The sequence below is a fragment of the Streptomyces sp. NPDC047000 genome (genome assembly GCF_040644295.1).
Classification (GTDB): domain Bacteria; phylum Actinomycetota; class Actinomycetes; order Streptomycetales; family Streptomycetaceae; genus Streptomyces.
In genome coordinates, this window is sequence record NZ_JBEYWE010000071.1 from 1 (window position 1) to 3,031 (window position 3,031).

The window sequence follows — 3,031 nt, forward strand, 5'->3', positions numbered from 1 at the left end:
GCTTGGTGCTGGTCATGAGGGGGTGGTTCTCCTGTCGTGCCCTCTCAGGCTAACCCGACGAAGCGGGATGTCTCACCCAAGGCTGACAGAGAGGGCCGCAAGGATGGGGACGTATCTCTGTACCTCGCTGGCCGTGTTCGGGTGTACGCCGACAGCCCAGTGCGATCTGTGGTTCCCGCCGGTGGACATCCCGCTGGGCTTCGGGCAGACAGGGCGCCCGCCGGTGCTGGTGATGGTGGCCGGCTACTCGAGGGTGATCACCGCGCGGATGCTGCCGTCGAGACAGGCCGCCGATCTCGTGAGCGGGCACTGGGACCTGCTGTCCGGGTGGAGGGCGGTGCCCCGGGCCCTGGTCTGGGACAACGAGGCGGCGATCGGACGCCGCCGCGAGGGCCGGGTCGTGCTCGGCCATGAGTTCGCCGCGCTGGCCGGGCTGCTGGCCTGCAGGGTGATCCTGTGCCGGCCCCGCGATCCGGAGGCCAAGGGACTGGTCGAACGGGCCAACGGCTATCTGGAGACGTCGTTCCTGCCCGGCAGGGTGTTCACCTCCCCGGCCGACTTCAACACGCAGCTGGCCGGATGGCTCGAGGTCGCCAACCGGCGGGTGCACCGCACCCTGGAAGCCCGTCCGGCCGAGCGGTGGGAGGCCGACCGGGCCGCGATGCTGCCGCTGCCGCCGACCGCACCGCCGCGCTGGTGGCAGACCTCGGTGCGGATCGGCCGGGACCACTACATCCGCCTGGACACCTGCGACTACTCCGTCCACCCGGCCGCGATCGGGCGGATCGTGCAGGTCGAGGCGGACACCGAAACGGTGCGGGCCCGTCTGGACGGCCGCCTGGTCGCCGAGCACGCACGCTGCTGGGCCCGCCACCAGACGCTGACCGACCCGGACCACGCCGATGCCGCCACCGTGATGCGGCACCGCCATCGCCCGGGCGGGGCGGTCGCTGCCGCGGCGGTGGAGGTCCAGCAGCCGGATCTGCCGGCCTACGACCGCGTCTTCCACCTGATCGAGGGCGGCGCAGGACAGGAGTGACACCATGGCCACCCGCACCACCACCTCCCGGGACATCACCGCGGAACTGGCCTTCCTCACCCGCGCGTTGAAAGCACCGGCCCTGCTGGACGCCGCCGACCGGCTCGCCGAACGCGCCGCCGCGGAGTCCTGGTCACATCAGGAGTACCTGGCCGCCTGCCTGCAGCGCGAGGTCGCCGCCCGCGAGACCCACGGCGGCGAGGGCCGCATCCGCGCCGCCCGCTTCCCCGCCCGCAAGACACTGGAGGAGTTCGACTTCGCCCACCTGCGCGGGCTGAAACGGGAGGCGGTGGCCCATCTGGGCACCCTGGACTTCATCACCGGCAAGGAGAACGTGGTCTTCCTCGGCCCGCCCGGCACCGGCAAGACCCACCTGGCCATCGCCCTGGGCATCCGTGCCTGCCAGGCCGGACACCGCGTCGCGTTCGCCACCGCCTCCCAGTGGGTCGACCGCCTGGCCGCCGCCCACACCGCCGGAAAGCTCCAGGACGAGCTCCTGCGCCTCGCCCGCGTCCCCGTCCTGGTGATAGACGAGGTCGGCTACATCCCCTTCGAGCCGGAAGCGGCGAACCTGTTCTTCCAGCTGATCTCCGGCCGCTACGAACGCGCGTCCGTGATCGTGACCAGCAACAAACCGTTCGGACGCTGGGGAGAGGTGTTCGGCGACGACACCGTGGCCGCCGCCATGATCGACCGCCTCGTCCATCACGCCGATGTGCTCTCCTTGAAGGGAGAGTCCTACCGCCTCAAAGACCGCGACATCGGTCGCACCCCGAGCGCGGCAAACGGGTGAACAACTGCACACACGGGGTCAAAAGTCATCGACCCCAAAGGGGTCCAGGTTCAGAGACCGCCGACATCACCGGTACGCCATCAGAGCTGCAGCGTCGCGGTGTGCCTCTCCTGAGGTTCTCATCCCGAGACAGCCACAGAGTGCTTCGAAGCGTGCCCTTTGGCAGCGGCTCGATCCAGGACCTGTGTGCAGCCGGTTCAGGTCTGCTGCCGACTGTCTTGAGGAAAACGCGGTGGAGTGAGACAAGAAGGGCAGTAGAGATCCCGCTCTTCCCGGTGCTGACACCCGACAAGAAGGGATGGGCGACGAGGTGCTGGTAGTAGATCGACTGTGTCTTCTGCGCCGTCCGTTCCCCGCCGTTGGACGCTTCGAGGCAGCTGTCAGCCTCGTCGTATTGCATCGATCGCGAGTTGCCGACTACTAGAGCAAGGGTCACTTCCCGCTCTTGGACGGCTTGCACCATGCGGCGCCGGGCCGTAGCGGGAATGTCGCCGGTCTCGGCGACAACATGTGGGGCTCCCAGGCTGGAGGCGTCGAGCAGCGCGTCGAATTCCTCGTCCGTCGCAGTGAGGTGATCCATGGGTTCGCCCTTCCGGACGGTCATCGTTCTCCCCCTTCTCCGAGGTCGGGGTGCTTGGCCAGGTCGGTGAGGATGCGGGCGCGGAGTCGGCCGATGCGGCCTTCGAGCGCCTTCTCTGTCAGGCCGACCTCTGCGGCCGCCTGCTGCTGGGTGTAGCCCAGTGCGCGCAGGGCGAGCCCTCTGCGGACCTTGGTGTCGGTGACGTACGGAAGGATGCGCTTGATCTCGTCATGGGTGGCTGCGGCGTAGAAGGGGTCGGTGGCGCGCTGGTCGGGGATGTCCCAGTCGCTGGACGCACCGTCGAGGTCACTGAAGGGCGAGTCCAGTTCAGCCTGCCCCGTTTGCGTGCTGCGGAACCAGCGGGAATAGACGGTTTTGAAGGAGCGGATAGAGGCGCCGACGAAGTAGGTGGCCAAGCTGGCACCGCCGTTCGGGTTCCACTTTCCGCGGACGAGGCCGTACTCGTGGAACAGGTTCAGGCCAGCGACGACGGTCTCGGTGGCTACCTCGGAGCGGGCATCCAGGTCCGGGTCTGTCCAGCGAGTGGTGTAACTCGTGGGTTGGTTGTTACCGCTGGGACGCGGTGAGGCGGCCGTCGAAGGCGATGTCGAAAGCCTGG

Annotated in this window: 4 protein-coding genes; 2 read left to right on the top strand and 2 right to left on the bottom strand. The window is 68.5% G+C overall.

What is annotated here, in order from left to right:
* Positions 1–103 precede the first annotated feature (103 nt).
* On the top strand, positions 104–1,039 hold the full coding sequence (locus ABZ862_RS38340; protein ID WP_360969217.1) for a hypothetical protein: 936 nt from the start codon (positions 104–106) through the stop codon (positions 1,037–1,039).
* A 4-nt stretch (positions 1,040–1,043) separates the two neighbouring features.
* Entirely contained in the window at positions 1,044–1,832 is a 789-nt protein-coding gene (istB, locus tag ABZ862_RS38345; protein WP_360969220.1) for an IS21-like element helper ATPase IstB, read from the top strand.
* 25 nt (positions 1,833–1,857) lie between these two features.
* Here the strand turns inward: istB and ABZ862_RS38350 are convergent, their stop codons facing one another.
* Together ABZ862_RS38350 and ABZ862_RS38355 are read right to left on the bottom strand one after the other, a co-directional pair.
* On the bottom strand, positions 1,858–2,436 hold the full coding sequence (locus ABZ862_RS38350) for a hypothetical protein (RefSeq protein ID WP_360969222.1): 579 nt from the start codon (positions 2,434–2,436) through the stop codon (positions 1,858–1,860).
* Positions 2,433–3,031, bottom strand: a 599-nt coding sequence (locus tag ABZ862_RS38355; RefSeq protein WP_360969225.1) for a hypothetical protein, incomplete at its 5' end; no start/stop codon positions are given. The genes ABZ862_RS38350 and ABZ862_RS38355, both read right to left, overlap by 4 nt.